General features: G+C 41.5%; 10 protein-coding genes and 3 pseudogenes. All 13 read right to left on the bottom strand.

Annotation, left to right across the window (positions count from 1 at the left end; genetic code table 11):
• Positions 1-848: 848 nt before the first annotated feature.
• Positions 849-1364 carry a DUF2247 family protein gene (locus ACAN56_RS14435; protein WP_379143620.1) on the bottom strand — a complete coding sequence of 172 codons (516 nt, stop codon included), beginning with the start codon at positions 1362-1364 and terminating at the stop codon, positions 849-851.
• Positions 1365-1376: 12 nt separating this feature from the next.
• A complete protein-coding gene (locus ACAN56_RS14430) occupies positions 1377-2015 on the bottom strand; it encodes a hypothetical protein (protein ID WP_379143618.1) in 639 nt (212 codons plus the stop codon).
• Between the two features lie 127 nt (positions 2016-2142).
• Entirely contained in the window at positions 2143-3381 is a 1239-nt protein-coding gene (locus ACAN56_RS14425) for an IS110 family RNA-guided transposase (RefSeq protein ID WP_489685701.1), read from the bottom strand.
• 185 nt (positions 3382-3566) lie between these two features.
• Positions 3567-4370 carry a recombinase family protein gene (locus tag ACAN56_RS14420; RefSeq protein WP_379143614.1) on the bottom strand — a complete coding sequence of 268 codons (804 nt, stop codon included), beginning with the start codon at positions 4368-4370 and terminating at the stop codon, positions 3567-3569.
• Positions 4371-5371: 1001 nt separating this feature from the next.
• Entirely contained in the window at positions 5372-5902 is a 531-nt protein-coding gene (locus tag ACAN56_RS14415; RefSeq protein WP_379143612.1) for a hypothetical protein, read from the bottom strand.
• Positions 5903-5982: 80 nt separating this feature from the next.
• Entirely contained in the window at positions 5983-11424 is a 5442-nt protein-coding gene (locus tag ACAN56_RS14410) for an RHS repeat domain-containing protein (protein ID WP_379143610.1), read from the bottom strand.
• Between the two features lie 264 nt (positions 11425-11688).
• On the bottom strand, positions 11689-13098 hold the full coding sequence (locus ACAN56_RS14405) for a hypothetical protein (protein WP_379143608.1): 1410 nt from the start codon (positions 13096-13098) through the stop codon (positions 11689-11691).
• 233 nt (positions 13099-13331) lie between these two features.
• Positions 13332-15320, bottom strand: a complete 1989-nt coding sequence (locus ACAN56_RS14400; RefSeq protein WP_379143606.1) for an RHS repeat domain-containing protein — start codon at positions 15318-15320, stop codon at positions 13332-13334.
• 84 nt (positions 15321-15404) lie between these two features.
• Positions 15405-16526: a GBS Bsp-like repeat-containing protein gene (locus ACAN56_RS14395; protein WP_379143604.1), complete on the bottom strand. Its 1122-nt coding sequence runs from the start codon at positions 16524-16526 to the stop codon at positions 15405-15407.
• A 79-nt stretch (positions 16527-16605) separates the two neighbouring features.
• Positions 16606-17646: an RICIN domain-containing protein gene (locus tag ACAN56_RS14390; protein WP_379143602.1), complete on the bottom strand. Its 1041-nt coding sequence runs from the start codon at positions 17644-17646 to the stop codon at positions 16606-16608.
• 68 nt (positions 17647-17714) lie between these two features.
• Positions 17715-18248 (bottom strand): annotated as a pseudogene (locus tag ACAN56_RS14385) (GBS Bsp-like repeat-containing protein); the annotation flags it as partial.
• 81 nt (positions 18249-18329) lie between these two features.
• Positions 18330-18563 (bottom strand): annotated as a pseudogene (locus tag ACAN56_RS14380) (GBS Bsp-like repeat-containing protein); the annotation flags it as partial.
• Positions 18564-18608: 45 nt separating this feature from the next.
• Positions 18609-18875, bottom strand: a pseudogene (locus ACAN56_RS14375) (GBS Bsp-like repeat-containing protein); the annotation flags it as partial.
• Positions 18876-19419 lie beyond the last annotated feature (544 nt).

The following is a 19419-nucleotide window of genomic DNA, read 5'->3' as shown; positions in this document are numbered from 1 at the left end:
AGTCCAGCTCCGCACCGCTGTCAGTGACAACGGATAAGCCTCACTAATCACCACCATCTTCACAGCTAAACTCAGGGCGAACGGTAGGAATTCCTGGGCCAAATCTTCAACNGCCCACACATCGGCAGCTCCGAGTGCAGTCCAGCTCCGCACCGCTGTCAGTGACAACGGATAAGCCTCACTAATCACCACCATCTTCACAGCTAAACTCAGGGCGAACGGTAGGAATTCCTGGGCCAAATCTTCAACCACCAGGATTATTTTGGGCTTAATAATAGATGATACTTCTTGTGCTTCCTCGCACGTTCCGCACTCATGAAATCTGAAACGCGGATCACTAAGTTCAGGTTTGATTCCTAAAAGTACAATATGCAATGATGCCCTACCTCCCTATCCAATTTTCTTACACTATGATCATATCTTAATTACGCACGCGAAACGTTTGAAGATTGTTCTAAAAAAGTATGTATTTCTTAAAACCTCTATAATACACACGACTCAATCCTAGAATGCCTTATGAACAACAAAAGAGCTGCGCAAATGCAGCTCTTTTGAATTTGTTATAATTTTGTTAGGTGTTACTCTTATTTCCAAGCATTATTACATCGTAGATAAAACACATAGGACATCCGCTCGTTTGGCATCACGACGTTCTAAGTAGTTCCGAACTTTATGCGGTTGCAGTTCCTGTGCAGCAAGCAAACGTGCAACGCTACTCCATAATAAGCAATAAATGAATTGTAATCGGAAAAGTTCCGGTTGGAAGTCGAATCTGCAAAATATTCTAATTAGCGATTTTAGAAGAATTCCCTACCTTATCGTCTCCATATATCAAATTAATTTTTGTGTTACCTTTCATCCGACACAGAATACTTCTTTTTTTGTTTCTCCAAATAATCACTCCAATTCTTGTATAATCTTTCTTTATTGAAGTCTACCAAATCAAGTAGAGGCTGATTTGAGGGCATATACCGTACAAACTGAGAAATCTCCTCTGGATAATCAAAATCTGCATAAATAGTTTCAACCACTTCAAAAGGATCTGCATAGTGCTCCTTGTTTTCAAAAACCCACTTCAATACTACATATAAAATTTTTTCTTGGGCAATACTATATTCTTCCATAGACATTGGAGCTAACAACTTATCAAAATATGGATGAACGTCTTCCCCTTTTTTTAACCAAGCTAGGTCGATGACGTCTTGTGATGGAAATTGCTCCTCGCTAATCACATACATTGCATGTTCAGTTGCTGCCTCTGGGTTCAAATATCCATGTTTAATGGCAAAGAATAGATCACTCCACGTCAGATTACCCAGATTCACAATATAATTGTATGGAATCAGGAGATTTAAAGTATTCACTAGTATCACCTTTCATGGTTTTTGATTTGGATATCCAGTAATCTTACCTTTAACAATAAATCTTTGATGTGTAACCTTTCCTTCTAGATCTATTATATATTCATATATACCTGAACTCCCATTCAATTCTCCCTTAACTTGAAGTAACGTCCGTTCGAATCCATCGTTACCTTTAACTATGAAAGTTTTGCCCATTGCTAATATCTTTTCAGTTAAAAAACTAGCGGATCGATGACCTGCATCTGATTTAGTCAACGCAGTACCCACACGTTCGGCTTTAACTATTCTTTCTGCTGCCACGAGAGGACTTAAGGGTTTCCCGCCTCCTCCAGTCATGCCTAAAATCGCACCGACAACTGCATCGTTTATTGATTGTTCTTCGCCATATTCTTTCATTAATTGACTCTTTGCCCATGAAGCCTGTGCATCGCTACTTTCAAAAGATGTAGCTATATTAAAGAGATTTAACCATTTCTCTCTTTGCTTATTACCAAAGAATATCATTGGTTTGTGGTCGCCAAGATCTTTTCTAATGTCCCAATAAAGTTGTGATCCGCTCCCAGCAATACGGGCAGTTGTAAGCATTAAATCTACTTGACTCTCGGTATAATGCCCTGTAGGGTCAATATGTGTTAACGGATTATTCTCCACATACGTATACAAATTCTGACTCAGCGGATTATCAATCTGCCCCTCAACCGTATCCTAGTTTATAAAGCGACTATTCTAATTAAAGAGGACGGTGACTGATTTCCAATCGCCGCCCATCCAAATTATATCATCCTGCTTGTGGTATGGATACTTCTGGGATTACATATGACGCTTGGGTTTTCATCAAGTAAAAGATTACGTTCACTAGCTTCCGCATAATGCACACAATAGCTTGCTGCTTGGTCTTTCCTGCGGCTAACTTTTGCTCATAGTACCAGCGAAAGTAGGGGTTCCGGGGTACTTTTGTAGAACGTGTAACCAGAAGCTGACGGATCGCAAGCAATTTAATGATGTCGTGTAATACTCTATTCCCCTGCTTACTCTTGTAGTTTCTGACCTTGTTTCCTGACCCAACGATTACCGGAGCGATTCCGGCAAATCTGGCCAGCTTATCGGGCGTAGCAAAGCGATAGATATCACCAATCTCTGCTACCAGTTCTGCTGCCGTGACGAGGTCAATACCTGTCATGCTTTCCAGTTGGAAGCCTAACTGGTCCATCAGCTTCCTGACCTCTCCTTCGCCCCGCCTCATTTCCCGTTTGTAAAAGCGGATGTTTCGCACAAGGCCTTTGACAATAAAATCCCGCTTATCTTGGAAATCACGAGTTGTGTCGCCGTCATCTGCGATAAGAGACAGGATTTGCTCTGCTTTTTTGGTGGATAAACCGTTATTACTCAGCTTTCGGAGATACAGGGCTAGTTCCTCCACCTTCACACCTGACAGATGATTTGGGGAAGGGTACTTATGCCAGAAGGCTAAGGCGGTTTTCCCATCAATTTCTGAGAAGAACTTTTTGTAACTTGGATAATGATAGCCTAGCTGCTGATGAAGTCGCTTAATCGCGTCAGTCAAATTCTTCGACTGCCAATTACGCTGGGTTACCAGTTGGCTAATGGCCCAGTACAAGTCAATCGGCTTGGCATCCGGTAGATTATGCAGTTCATCCCGTACGACCTTCGCTACACATTCTGCATCCCAGGAGTCTGACTTCTGTATGGTTACGTGACTCTTACGTCTATTGTTCGCCAGTTTCGCATTAACTTCCTTCACGAAGCAGCCCTTTTCTGTCAAGTAGACCGCTAGTGCTCTACCATAACCGCCTACATCCTCTAATCCGTAAACCACAGACATTCCCTTCGGAGTATGCTTCTTTACTTCCTTTTCAAGTAGCGGAAAGGCTTTAGGCTTGTTATCGAACTTAATTTCTCCTAGCTTATGATTCCAACAATCCAAAATGACGGCTGTGTGGTGCTGTTTATGCAGGTCAACGCCTACATATACTAACTGATCCGGCTTTATTATGATTGTCCACTCCTTGAAGTCAACCGGGAAATCAAGAGTGATGAAACAGGTCTGCATCCTCAGTTCGAGCGGACGAGCCGCAAAGATACGTTAGCAAAATCCTGTTTCTTCCTCATGGCTTCACACGGCTCTTTATTTCATCGACTCATAAATCAACTTCTGTTTTAGCCACTCCTTATACTCTTAAATCAATGAGAAATGCTACTGTTCTCCATTTCCAGAATTACTGGATGGACACCTACAGCCTCCACGTTTCCGTAGCGGTATATCCCGCCGTAAAACTCTTTACGATCAAGGATTCGCTTGACCTGAACCTTCGTGAACCGTTTACCTTGTTGGGTGGTGAAACCCTCGGCATTCAACCGTCTCGCTAACTCTGCCAATGTCCAATCCGAATAACGCTCTCTCATTTCAAACAGCCGCCTAATGGCTGACGCTTCCACTCGGTTAATCTCCATCACTTTCGTGCCTCGCTTGGCTGAATACCCAAAAGCTACGCGACCCCCGGCATATCCGCCTTGCTGTGCTTTCTTATTCCTTCCACGACCGAGCTTCAAGGCAATTTCCAATCTCTGATATTGGTCGAGCAGTTCCATGAGTCCATTCATCAGAAAGTCATTCGGGTCTTTACGATGAATACTGTATGTCGGCTGCTCAATACTCCTGATGTCTACACCGTATTTCCTAAACTCCCGGTGAACTAGGACTTTGACGAGATCGCTTCGCCATAGCCGGTTTGTATTTAAGACAATTACATAATCCACACCACCCGAAGAGAGAGCATCCAGCATCATCCGAAAACCTTCCCGCTCTACCTCTATAGCTTCTTCATCTACCTTAGCGCCGCTTACTCCGGCATCCGTATAGATCGTGATTAAATTCCAACCCTGCTCCTTGCAGTACGCTTTGATTTCGTCCTGCTGATACGATAGGCTGTATCCCTCTTTGACTTGCCCTTGCGTCGACACGCGAATATACCCAACTACGTTCATCTGCTAATTAATTCCTTTTAATAAAAGCAAGCATGGTACGCTTCGCAGAAGAGTTCAAGCTTTCTCTTCCTCCGTTGTTAATTGGTATTAAGTTCCCATACAGGCTATCCAATAGCCTTCGGAGAGCTTAATTCCATGCAGATACTCTAATTTAAGCTCTACATTATGGCTACCTTAAACAGATTAGACCCAAGTGCGCCTTAGGGCCATGGAGGGACTTTTTATACACGTTTCGTTAAACTGTTAGGCTTCATGTTCACGCGATAATTTGGTGTGTTTCTAACCGGATATAATCCAAATAGTCTACAGAAAATTGTCTAGTTACCAATCCATGTTGCCTGACAGTTATAAGCACTCATTCTCTTCTGCCTCCTTAGGGTAAGGCCCCTTTGGGGTAGCCTTTGCCATAAATAAAGCAGGGGGAGAAGAGTGTACTCCGTGTGTATGCCATGGGTTGAAGAGTACTTTTTGACGGATTTGTTATGGTTAATTACGGAGATGTTTTTGGGGTAGAGCTTTTGCGGGGGCATAAATGTATACAGCGGATTGTAATATGGCAAATACATGCGTTAGTGAAAGTACGGACGTTTTCCTTACTTACGGATGCAAACGCCTCCTGCAGCGCCTTAAAGAGGTATCGTGTCCATCTAAACGCAAATGGGGAGGAACGTTTGGAACTGCTCCCCTCGCTGCGCTCGGAGACTCCGCTTACGTACATCGAATGATTCATATAACCTAAATAATGCTATTCCGTTAAACTTAACAGGTCAATTATGGTCAGACACCTCCATAATTAACCTATTTTCCTTATCTTTCATTTTCTTTTTTCCAAAATTTATCTCAACCTATAACTGATGAATTATACTGTCCCATTTGGACATGAACAGGTAATGGTGCTTGCCGCCTGCATTAATCGGCACTGGGTATGGGTAAAATATCTAAAAAAGAAACCACTTGGAGTTGTTACACTCGCTTGTGGTTTAAATCGTTACCGAATCTTTTTAATTCCCACTGCCTATATAGGCTTTCAATTCTTTGACGACATCCCCAGGCAAAAATGGCATTACGATATCGTAAAAAATATCATTTCCTTTGAATTCGAGCCCATTTATAAAAACGCTACCATCGTTGCCCGACATAGCAACATCAAGTACCTTACCTTCTTTAACATTTTCAAACAAGTAATAAAATCGAGCATTTATGCGAGATTTGTTTTTAACCTTTATCAAATCATCTTTGTTTATTTGCTCAAATAAGTCTAAATTTCCTTCCAGATCGCTACCGTTGATGACAATTTTCTTAACGTTATTAAAGTTAATCAAATCATCAACACTCAAAGAAGTGCGAGTAAGAATAAAGGGACTAATATAGTATATTGTTAGACTAAGATCATCAAAATCCTTCTCTTCAATTAATTTTGAAAAGTTATTTAGTGCTTTTTCTGACAGAATATCACCCCTTCCACAACTGGAAAAAATGGTAAGTACTATTAATATAAAAAATCCTGAAATCATGGTTTTTTTTGCGTTCATCCTAGTTCCTCCAATACTTTAAGCAGTGGTCCTTCACACTGAAACCGAGGAGAACCACCACTTAAACGCTTTAGTCCCTACTATGCATTATGATCCTTGGTATATTGTTTTCCCCATTTCCAAGCCTTATACCAAGCATATGAATGTGTAGTCCTGTAGTGGGTAGAATTGTTCATTGTATAAACCCCAATTGCATCAAGATAACTTTTGCGTGTAGGTTCGCCAAGCTGTTTTGCAATGGGAGTTTCATACTTCTTTACAACTGCCTCTTCAATTTTAGCACGGGCTGCATCTCTTTCAGCTTGAGTTTTTGCATTATACATTGTATCAAGATCGCCATCTAAATATTGTGCACCATGACCCATTTCATGAGCCAAACCAAGCGTAGCACTCTGAATGGATGTTCCATCCATCATAACAAGTCCACTACTCATATCCCAGTAAATATTTTGTGTTGAAGGTTCAAAGCGATCTTGTTTGTTATCTATGAACATAATCGTAAATACTGTATCTGAATTTTCGAGCTTTTCAAGAAGGGCTTTACCATCTTTAGAGGTTTCCAAATATGCTTTCGTTCTTTCATACGCTGCCTTTTCTTTATTTGTCGCATTTCTTGATAATTCAATTTTATGTCCACTAGGATCTGTATAAATCAACGGATTATTATGCACATACGTATAAAGATTTTGACTCAAAGGATTATCAATCTGCCCCTCATACGTATCCTCATTTAAAAAACGCCCGATACTCGGATCATAATACCGTGCACGCAGATAGTATAGGCCGGTTTCGGTATCGTACACTTCTCCGGTGTACTTGAAAGAGTTAGAGGTGCCTTCCACTTGACTGGTAATATTCCCCCACTCATCATAGGTGTAGTTGTTGACGACCTCTCCACTCGTATTGACAATCTGCACCACGTCACCATGACCATTATACAGGTAATAATAATCCTTCGAGGCCTTCTTATCCTTCTTCACCAATACCCGGTCGCCACGCACAAAGTTAGCTTGTTCCACAAAGACTCCGCTGACGATCTTCTCTTCCGAAATGACCTGACCCTGGAAATTATAGTTCACCTGGGTCTGGGTATTGCCATTGGTCTTTAGGTAGCGCATGCCATCGGCATAGTACTGGAAGCTTGTCGCATTACCTCCCTTGCTCACTCCCGTTAAGGTATTCTGCAAATCATACGTATAACTCGTATCAGTAGTATTAGGACTGCCATTACTCGTATCGGAAACGGTCTGCCGATTTCCTCGCACATCGTACGTATACGCAATCCTGCTTCCATCCGGGCGGGTAATCGACACCAGACGATTCAGCGGGTCGTAACCATAGCTGCTCGTTTGCACCGCTCCGTCTTTACGAGACTCCCTTACTGTGATCCGGTTTCCATTATTGTCGTAGCTGTAGCTGTAGCCCGAAAGAACAGAACTGCCCTTCGTATTTTTCAAAGTCTCCGTCCAGCCCAGCGCTTTATTATACGTATATTTCGAGACAATTTTAGTTCCATCGCTCAGTGTTGGATACACAATGCTGTCGACCAAATCATTCGCATAGTAGCTGTACTGCGCGTTTACGGACGGATCGCTGCTAAGGGTAGAGCTTCCATTGGTCTGCACTTTATCCAGTCTTTGCTGATTGTATTGATAATTGGTATAAAAGCCCATGTAGGTGTCACTGATCTGCGTAAACCGGCCTATCACGTCGACCTGATTCCCGATCATCGCGGAGTGGTTTCCCGACACCGAATACGCAGTTCGCACTTGTCCAAGACTATCCAGGGTTTGCGTTTGAGTCGCGGTGACTGCATTGTTCGTACGCGTTTGGATCGTCTGCTTCTCCGGGGACCCGTCACCGAAAATCACATTCGTTTCCTGCGTTTGTGCTACATTGTTAAGGATCCCGCGGATGGTGTTCTTTTTCAGTTGGCCTCTTTCGTCATACACATACCCGAATGTGCTGCCATTGCGGTCTGTTTTCGTTTCCAATTGTCCTAAGTTGTTGTAGGTGGAGCTTTCCGTTTGCGAAGCTCCATCCTGCTTCACGCTAACCAGTCCCAACTCATTATACGTTTTCGTATTTAAGGTTTGCGGCGTACCGCCTTTGGCTTGTATCGTCACCTTGGACAGTTGCCCGTTGCCGTCATACGTATAGGTTGTCGTCTGGTTCAAGGCGTCCTTCACGGCAATTAATCGGCCCAAGGCATCGTAGGTGTAGGAGGTCGTAACTCCATCCTCATTCAGGTTCCTGTTCGGATCGGTATAGCCTGTGACCCTTCCTGCGATATCGTATCGATAGGTTTCACTAATCCTTTGCTGATTTGCGGGCCAATCTTTATAGGTGGAGGCTGAAATTTTGTTTCCCCAGGCATCAAAGCCTTGTTCTGCATAATTCAGCCTTTCGCCTGTCAGCTTATCCTGCAAATAGCTCGTGCTCGTGCGTGCTTTCAGGGCATAATCGCTGACGATGAGGTCTCCATTAGCATTCGTAGCTCGGTTCTGCCTGCCCCAGGCATCGTAACTGACGGTCATTGTATTCCTGGCTGGGTCGATGACATACACTGGACGATTCCACTCGTCGTAATGATACTGTGTTTGGGTATACCTTCCTGCATTGGGGTCTTTGCGCTCTTCCAATATTGTTTGTCCGAGACCATTGTAAAATGTAATGCCGTGAGACTTGACCGTATTTCCATTAGATGTCTGTGTCAACGTATGTTCCGTATCCACTACGAAACTGTAGGTCCCGGCATTCACTGAATCAAAATTCGTAGAGATCTGATTATATGAGTACCTATATTCCTCTGTTTCAGAATACTTGTCCCCATTTGAATTTGTGAAATTAGGTTTGGTTATTTTTAACAGCCTGCCAAGATCATCGTAAGTATAGGTGGTTTTCTGCTGATTGCCATTGATTTCACTTATCAGTAGCCCGTTTCCTTTGTCATAACTCATTTGAGTTTTAACAATTTGCTGATTCGGCTGTCCGAGGTTGAACCACTGCTGTTTTTCAGTTGGATAGGCAAAGTTATACGCCGCCCCGTACACAAGCACAGACTTAGCAACCCGCAGACCACCTTTCCAGTTCTCGGCAGTGACTGTGAAAGCACTGTTATCTTTTAGATAGGAATAAATGGTAACTTCTCCTGCTGCATTCGTACTTTTCTCTATTCTTCCATCTGATGTGTAAACAACTGTTTCACTTACCGGGGTCCCATCGGTCTCATTTTGATACCAGCTCTTTGAAGACAGCAGCTTAAATTTCGGGTCATATTGATATGATAGGGTATATTTCTGCTTAAGAGCAGCGTTATTCCGCTTTTCATTTGACAAAGGTAACGTTTCAGTTTGTACGTATCCCAGAGAGTCATAGGTTAAATCTGTATATAGGGTATTAGGGTTAGTGTCTGCATCACCTTCATATTCCCGCTGTTCAATTAAGGTCGGCTTATACTTGTAGTCGGTCAAAAAATTGGAGTACAGGGTAAGTATTCTTTGTCCAGCCTGGCTTCCGCTTATGATCTTGCTCTCTACTGATTCATTTTGCTTCAGATGATTAAATGAAGTGATTGTCCTCTGCTGTGGTGCATTATTTTTGTCCAATGCAGTCACGGTGCTAGAAAAATGATATCCTGCAGGCAGGTTTTCGGGGTCATTAGTTACCCCATAAGCACTATAGTCTCCGCTGTAGGTAAAGACATTATGATTCATAACATATGAAGGCAGGGAATTCCTTAAAATGATATCGCTTCTGCCGCTAACACGTGATTTTTTAATAACTCCGTACTTAGATAGATTATGAACGCCGTATTCGTAATCATAGACCGTTTGCGATGAATTATTGTACTGCACCCGTTTCAGCATGTATTCATAGTAGCCATTCGATCTGTTACTGGGCAATATATTACCAAAGAAATCATATTCATTTTCGTTTTCGGCATACTCAAATTGTATTTTCTCATCATTGGTGACTTCAATCCGGATAAGACCCGTAGCATTATTAAAACCTATGGATTGTTGGAAATATTTAACTTCTTTTACCGGTAAGCCGTTTTCGAGAACCCTTACTCTTACATTGGGTTCATTAGATGGAGTTCCGGACCCATATGCCTTGTATTCAAAGCTAATCACTCTTCCTAATGTATCCTCGATTCTATTCACATTTCCGTAGGAATTATAGTAATAAGTTATTGTATTACCAAACCGGTCTGTTTGAATCATCATATCTGAATTAAAATACTCTCTCGATTTGTCTGGAAACACCAAAGTAGTGCCTGAACTGCCGCGGGTAATTCTTACATCACCCGTGGGGTAATCCTTAAGTGTATAGTATGCATCAGATCCATCTGTCGGTAATATAAATTTGGACTCATATTGACCACCTTTTCCGTCATTATAATAATCTCCTTTAAAGGAAGGTATATTAAATGTCCATCCAAGGCCCAAATAGTTATAACGTTGATCATCGTCCCATGCCCCGGTGTTAATGCTTCTTCCTTCGCTAGGATCATACATGGTTGCAGGATAAAATTGACTCGCTCCGTTGGATTGATAGATCACACCGAGATTTAGATCCAAGCCATCTTTTCCCGGCAGACTGATCTGGTTGCTCCTCCAGGTAAGCATTCCGGTTATCGGATCGATGCTCTCTGAGGTATTTTGTTGGTCAGAAAATTGTTGATTAAATTTCTGATATTTATCCTTCAACCCCAGCTCGCTCATCGCGTCGTCTATTGTGCCGCTGAGCGAAACCAATGCACTGTACTTAACCTTGGGTTGATCCGATGACACCAGCGGCCGTTCCTCATAGACCACATCTGTGACTCTAGGCATCAATAGTAAAGATGTTCGTTCTTCATCCTTGTACACTCCATCAGTTACCTTGGCCGGTACAGACGGTGAGTTTTCTAATCTGAGCTTATCCTCTATCTCTAGCCAGCTATCCTTGGATTTTTGCTTCAGTTCCCATAGTGTGAGCGAATCTTCATTATACATGTCATGCAACAAGGCAATGGCATAGACATCGGAGATAGAAGCACCTAAAGCAAATAATTGTCGAATCTGTTCCAGGTCCAAGTTCACCTGTTTGTCATTGTAAAGCATCGAATATTTCTGAAAAAGGGTCTTCACATCTGGCTCAGACATTACATCATAACCCTCAGCAGGTTGATTCTCCAAGGTTTCCACACTCGACTTGGACTCAGTCATTTCATTCCCCTCTGCGATTAGGGGGAGCGCCGAGATTTCGGAGGTGGGTGTCGGTGCCAATGTGGGTGTGGGTGTGAATTCAGGTAGTACTTCACTATCCGTATGAGAGGTTGGTGATGGTGATGGAGAAGGACTAAGGAGTCCTCCGCCCTGGATTTCCATATTTCGAGGAGTTTCCACATTATTAATAATGGTATTTTGTTGACTGCTTATGCCAGCAGCATTAGAAACACCGGCCAAACTATCAAAGATTAAAATAAAAATCAGTAGAAAAAGCGAAACTTTCTTAAACAAAGAATTACGGCTCATATCTATCTCTCCCAAATTAAAATGAAATATATAGCTTGCACATGCTCTAACAGGTGGCAGCTAGTTCAACATTAAACGCATTTTTGGATAAAACATACAAATTTCAAATTGACACCAGTCGTTTAATACGGTGTGAACCAGAATCAAATGGAGTCATACTACGAGAACAATTTAGCAATTATCCATTTTGTTTAACTATCATTCATTTTTAAAGTCATGTATAGCAAAGCACGAATCTAGTGCAAGAGCGGTCCACCCCCTAATTCAATTCACATAAGCTATTACCGGTCTCCAGATTGTTCCGTCATAGGCGGCTTCGGCATTTTTATTAACTACAAAATAGATTGCATCGCCTTTACTCACCCCCACGGTCAGACCCACTTCATAACCGACTGCGTCATTATAGGCAATTGTCTTTGACCAAAGCTGCATCTTATTTTTCAATACCTTAGCAACGATCCCGTCCCCTCCGTCTGTACTACTCTTCGCTACATTTCCTGAGATTCGGATCGTACCGGACTTGGGTGCAATCCACTTTCTAACTGAATCCGTCTGATCCGGATGTTGAAAATCATTCAAAATAATCGTATAGGGGGTAAGTCCCTCCCATTGATTATTTTTATATTTCAGATCTGTGTATTTCGTCCCGTCCCATTCCTGGTAATACCAATTCCCTTGCCCCTGCGTACTGCTGTAATGATCCTGAGCGGAGCTCGCCTCCATGTATGCTATTACCGGTTTCCACGTCGTACCATCATAGGAGGCTTCGGCATTTTTATTAACTACAAAATAGATTGCATCGCCTTTACTCACCCCCACGGTCAGACCCACTTCATAACCAATAGCGTCATTATAGGCAATTGTCTTTGACCAAAGCTGCATCTTATTCTTTAATACCTTGGCAACGATCCCATCCCCTCCGCCTGTACTACTTTTCGCTACATTTCCTGAAATTCGAATCATCCCTGATTTGGGTGCAATCCACTTCCTTACTGAGTCCGTCTGATCCGGATGTTGAAAATCATTCAAAATAATCGTATAGGGGGTAAGTCCCTCCCACTGATTATTCTTATATTTCAGATCTGTGTATTTCGTCCCGTCCCATTCCTGGTAATACCAATTCCCTTGCCCCTGCGTACTGCTATACTGGTCCTGAGCGGAGCTGGCCTCCATGTATGCTATTACCGGTTTCCACGTGGTACCATCATAAGAAGCTTCAGCATTTTTATTTACTACGAAATAGATCGCATCGCCTTTGCTCACCCCCACGGTCAGACCCACTTCGTAACCGGTTGAATCATTATAGGCAACTGTTTTTGACCATAGCTGTATATCATTTTTCAATACCTTAGCAACGACCCCGTCCCCGCTTGTTGTATTACTCTTTGCTACAATTCCCGAAATTTGTATCATCCCTGACTTAGGTGCAACCCACTTTCTAACTGAATCCGTCTGATCCGGATGTTGAAAATCATTCAAAATAATCGTATAGGGGGTTAATCCCTCCCATTGATTATTCTTATATTTCAGATCTGTATATTTCGTCCCATCCCATTCCTGGTAATACCAGTTCCCTTGTCCTTGCGTGCTGCTGTACTGGGAAGTGGCGGAAAATATTGAACTTGTACCGGTGTACATTCCAACGAGATTTACTTCATTAACTTTTGAAGTCAAGTTCCCCTGCAAATCATATTGATAGCTAACTCTTCCGCTTCTTGAATCTATGTAGTTTAGTCTTCCTGCGGAATCATACGTATAATTTTGATTATTGCCCGCGTTTCCGAATACAAAGGGAGGTTCTATAAAGAAAGCTGATAATAGTAAAATTATGACGCCAAATATCCATACAGCTGATCTTTTCTTCATTAGCATTCCTCTTTCGTAAATTACTTTCAGCGCATAGTAGCCTATTCCGTTCGAGTCCCCTTCAGATTGCCATTTGAGTCATAGTTATAGTAAGTAATCTTATTGTTGGGTTGTTTGATCTGCACCAGCCTTCCATTATCATCGTATAGATAAGTTGTCGCTTGCTTAATAATAATGTCATCAATGGAGAGAGCGCCTCCACCATAAATTCCCCAGAACAAATAGTAGTTTTCTTGATTCCCGGTAGTAAAGGTGACCGTTTCTACTCCTTTTGTTCCCGAGGCACTATTCCATGTAGTCCAGCCTTTGGTTTCAATATCATCTAGGCCACGTGCTGAGAAGTAAAAATAGCGGTTGGCATTGGTTGAATCCATATCAATAGATTTATAAGAAAAGGTCACTGAATAAGTCGTATTGCTCTGAAACTTCACTTGATCCAAATCTGTACTTGCGAAATTCGCCCACTGCTGGGAAGCTGTGGAGCTTAAATAGGCAGAATATGAACCGCTGACGGTTTTTGAGGATTCATTGGTAATCATTCCGGATACAGGTGAAAAGCCAGTCCCGCTGTACGAGCCACCTTCAAAAGATTCGCTTACTTTAGAGATTTCTATATCATCCAGCGAAAGAGCGCCACCTTGACGGATGCCCCAAACCAGATAGTAATTATCCTTGCTCCCTGTCGTGAACGTAACAGTTTTGCTGCCCTTACTGCCACCAGGGTTCTGCCAGGTAGTCATTCCTTTCTCTTCTAGCTTGTCTGAACTTCGGGCCAGGAAATAGAAATACCGGTTGGCGTTCGAGGAATCCATGTCAGCTGATTTATAGGAGAAAGTTACTGAATAAGTCGTATTAGGTTCGAATTTATACTTATTAAGATCTGTATTTACAAATTCCTTTGTTGGTTCAGTCGCCAGTGATTTAAGGTAAGCTGAATATTGTCCAGTAACCACTTTGGACGATTCATTAGTAATGACTCCAGAGCCAGCATTGAAATTAGTATTGGTAAACGAACCACTCTCAAAGGATTCATTTACTTTTGTGATTTCTATATCGTCAATGGACAGGGCACCGCCTTTAAATATTCCCCAGATCAAATAGTAATTCTCTTTGTTTCCTGTTGTGAATGTTATCGACTTTCTTCCCCTATTCCCACTAGCGTCACCCCAGGCCGTCCAGCCTTTGTCCTCTGTATTATCCGTACTTCTGGCTAAAAAATAAAAACGGCGATCACTTCCGGTTGGCACCATATCGATAGTTTTATAGGAAAATGTAACTTTGTAGGTCGTATTTTTTTCAAACTTCACTTTATTAGTATCCGTATATGAAAATGCTTTCCAATCCTCTGTGTTTAATGAAGAGAGGTAAGCTGAATATTGACCATTAACTATTTTTTCTGAGTCACTCGTAATAACACCAGATCCGGCAAGGAAATTAGTCTGATCAAATGAACCCTTTTCAAATGATTCGCTCTGTGCGGAAATTTTCTTCACGATTGTTATATCATCAATAGAAAGGGCACCCCCTGCGTGGATTCCCCAAATTAAGTAATAGTTAGCTTTATTTCCGGTTGTGAACGTCATCGTTTTTATGCCGTTTCCCCCACTTGCATCATTCCAGGTTGTAAACTGCTTGTCTTCCAGGTTGTCAGTACTGCGAGCAAGGAAATAAAAAAAACGGTTCGCATCCAGCGGCTGCATATCCAATGATTTGTAGGAAAAAGTCACCGAGTAGGTTGTGTTTTTTTCGAATTTAATTTTGCTTTGATCTGTATAGGAAAATTCCTTCCACTCTTCTGATGCCTGAGAGCTCAAATAGGCGGAGTACCTTCCACTCACTATCTTTTGTGCATCACTGGTAATTGTCCCATTCACAGGGAGATAGCTGGTTCCGTTAAAAGTACCACTTTCGAATGATTCTTTAGGAGCCACTACATTCTCTGCAGCAAAAGCCTTGTTCTGAAAAATGCTGAATACAACAATAATCATAAAAAATGGCAGTACATAGCTTGTAATTTTATTTGTTTTCATTCTGACTCCAATCTTCCTCTCCACTTTTCCAACTTCGTTCTAATTACTACTTGGCATTTGCTATCTCTTCTATTTGCACCTCATCTAACGATTAACATTGCAAACTAAAGCCCCAACATATTTATTATCAGCATAGATATGCGTGATATAGCTTCCCACCTCAGAGTTATGTCTTTGAAAGACTACCGTGGCTTTCCAGACTCCAGGGGCAACCTTCACACCTTCAATCCACTCAAGGTCATCCTGCTCTTTATTAGAAGTCCAGGTAGGGAACTGAACACGTTTCACATTAGGGTCTAGTCCGTATATCAAAACATCGTATGAACCCGCCGAGATATTGGCTGTTTTCGGTCCTGATACACCTATACCTCCCTTAACAGCAACTGACGTTCCTCCGACTCCAAGCATGTTACCAGATTGATCAAAAAAATAAAGGTGTGTTGAATAGTTTCCTGTTTCGAAATTATATTCGCTGAAGGGTATGCGAATTTTCCATGTCGTGTCGTTTACCTTTTCTCCGATGATCCATGGATCCTTAATGTCATCTTGACCTTTATACTCTGTCCATGTGGGAAACCGTACTTCTTTAATTGTTCGTGCGACTCCTTCCACATAAACTTCGTAATATCCGTCAGTTAATGACACTGTTTGAGGAGAGATGATTTTTGTAGTATCTTGGATGATAGTATTAAGACCTTTCACTAACTGATTGTCTGCGTAGATATGTGTATTGTACGCACCTCTTTGCCCCCCGTGTTTCGACAGGATAACCTTACCTTTCCAGAGGTTTGGGGCAACTTTCACACCCGCTATCCATTCGATATCATCTTGCCCTTTGTCTTCCGTCCATGTTGGAAAATGTACATTTTGAACACTGTCAGGAACCCCTTTAAGATAGAGATCATAAGAGACTGCTGAAGTGCTGAAGATATACGGTTCTGCGGGTGTGGCCTTACTTCGCTTAAGAAGGTTGCCATTCGCATCATAGGTATACTGAATCATTGAATTATCCGGAAGAATCTCCATCTCAAGCCGACTCTGATTGTAAATGCTGATCTTCTGCCGCTGTGGCGTACCATTCATATCTACAATCAGATAATTGGAATCGATCCCCTCCGGTCCCACAGCCGCTGAAGTCTGAGCAGTAAAGCTAAAAAGAGTTAAAAGCACACTGGCAAACATGGTCACTATTGTTGATTTCTTCAAGAAAGTTCCTCCAAGATTCTATGATTGGTTGCAGCTGTTTAAGATAAGGAATAACGGGCTAAGTTAAGACTATTGCTTTTCATTTTACTAGCTTCCATTTTTGAGAGGATGTTCCGTTGTCTGTGTATATCTGCAAGCGTGTTCCATCCGCACTGCTTCCTCCGGGTATGTCCAGCACCTTGTTGCTGTTTACATTCTTCAGTGTACAAGAACCATCTTCATTCTCATTTATTGTCCAATGTTGAGAAGCCGTTCCATTATCTGTCCATACCTGTACAGCTGATCCATTGTTTGTGCCTCCCCCGGACACTTCAAGCGCCTTCCCACTGTTTACATTAATCAGTTTATACTTGTTGCCTCCCGTATCGAACACCTGCCATCGTTGAGAGGCAGTACTATTATCTGTCCAAATTTGTACCGGGGTGCCATCAGCAGTGTTTCCTCCAGTGACATCTAACGCTTTTTGATTTCCATAATTCAACACTTTGAATTCAGCTCCGTTAGAAATTGCTTTGACCAGTCTCCACTTCTGTGCCGATGTTCCATTAGATGCCCAAATCCGAACAGCTGATCCGTTGCTCACGCTCCCGTCTGCTACATCAAGCACTTTATTACTGTATACATTTAAAAGTGTATAAGAGCTATCACCGTTATCCACCATACGCCATGCTTGAGCCTCGGTTCCATTATCATTCCAAAGTTGAACGGATGTACCCTCAGCCGTTTTTCCTCCTGTAATATCAAGCGCTTTTCCACTATTCACATTGATTAATTTATAGGTTTCATTTGGTGCATTACAAATCAACCAGCGCTGCGCATCAGTCCCATTATCTTCCTCAATCTGTATTTTCGTACCGTTGCTTGTGTTCCCTGCAAAAACATCCAAAGCTTTATTACTATTTACATTGATTAGCTTGAACTCAGAACTTTTGCAGGTTAAGCTTTTCCTTCCGATCATATTTCCATTGTTGTCGTACTGAAAATCCATATATTTACCTTCAGAAATGCTGATAAGACCTAGCTGTCCTGTTTTTAGATAGGTATACTTCATCGCAGTAGTTGTATTGGGGTAAAACAAGATACACATACAAAATACTATAAAGAATATGAACTTTTTCATTAATAACATCTTCCTATCCTTTTGATAATGTAAGTTCTCAAGCGCCATCATATTAGATTAGAACAAGCTTATTTAACATTTACTTGTACACTCCGAAACCCATATTGATTGCCATAAGAATCGACACTATAAATATGAGTGATATATTTCCCGGTCTCATTATTATGTTTAGAAAATGGTATCTTAACTTTCCATGTTGTTTGATTGATTCTTTCTCCTTGAACCCATGGAATCTCTAAATCGTCATGACCGTTGGCTTCTGTCCATGTTGGAAATTTAACCTCATTTATATTGGAAGGAACCCCTTCGACAAAAACTTCATAAGATCCCTTGCTTAAGGCTACTTCCGCTGGAACAGTTACTTTGGATTCATTTTTCACTTCAAATGTGGTTCCACCACTATATTTTCCATCGGTATAGATATCAGTAAAGTATTTCCCTGTCTCATTGTTATGCTTAGAATATATTACTGTACCTCGCCAAACACCCTTCGCTACCTTTACCCCGTTAATCCATTCAAGATCATCAGACCCTCCACTGTCAGTCCACGTCGGAAACTGAACTTTGACCACGTTATCGTCAACTCCATAGATAAAAACATCGTAGGAGACACCTGACAGGTCCGAGTTTGAAGCTCCACCTATACCTCCTGAAACATTTGTGGAGAAACTCCCAATTCCCCCAACATTTCCATACTTATCAAACGCGTAGACATGAGTGTTATATAGTCCTGTCTCAAAGTTATGTTCGCTGAATGGGACCTTAATTCTCCAGGTATCTCTGCTGATTCTTTCTCCAACAATCCATGGATTTACCAAATCATCCTGGCCATTTTTTTCTGTCCAAGTTGGAAATTTCACTTGTTCAATATTGGCACCCACACCTTTTGCGGTGACTTCATAGTAACCGGCACTTAATTTTGCATTCTGCGGCCCTGCTACTGAAGTAGTGGATACGACCTGAACTGAAATCCCCTTTGAATCATTATCCACATACATATGGGTGATGTAAGTTCCTAGTTCATTTCCATGTTTTGAAAATTGGATTGTCCCTTTCCAAATTCCTTCGGATACCTTCTCGCCGTTTATCCACTCAATATCATCCTGACCTTTGTTTAATGTCCAAGTTGGAAAGCGGACTTGACTGACGTTGTCAGGAACTCCTTTTAAATAAATATCATAAGAAAGAGAAGAAAAACTAACTTTATATGGCTCAGAGGAAGAAGTCATTTTATTTTTATTAATTAAATTCCCATTTGAATCATATGTATATTTGATTATCGAATTATCCTTTAATATGGAAGAGTCTAATTTCCCCGTGTTGTAAATATTTATGGTTTGTTCTTTTTGAATAATGGCCCAGTTATAAACAATGTAATTGGGATAGTTCATTGCCTCCTCAGCTTGAACTGGCGAAAATCCCAAACCTAAATTTCCAATGAAAAGAATAGCAACAATCTTCAGGATCCCTTTAATACAGCTCATCTATAAATAACACCTCTCGTTTCTCAAGTGTGAATCGATTCATTATAGCAAATCATATATTCAGAAATTGTCGAACTTTGTTATAAAATTCTGTGTAAATTTATTTAATATAAATATCATTAAATAATATACATTTAGTTGGTAATTAAGTAATATTATTGTTACTCCCTCAGAATGTCGAATGCTATCTCATAAGAAAAAACCACATGGAGAATGTGACTCACGTGTGGTTAACATTACACTATTTACTGAAGCAGATTTCCTATTCGCACCCTACACTTTTGGGAAG

Source organism: Paenibacillus paludis (genome assembly GCF_042610515.1).
GTDB lineage: Bacteria > Bacillota > Bacilli > Paenibacillales > Paenibacillaceae > Paenibacillus_AQ.
The sequence above is the reverse complement of the archived record's forward strand: the minus strand, read 5'-3'. Positions and strand labels throughout refer to the sequence as shown.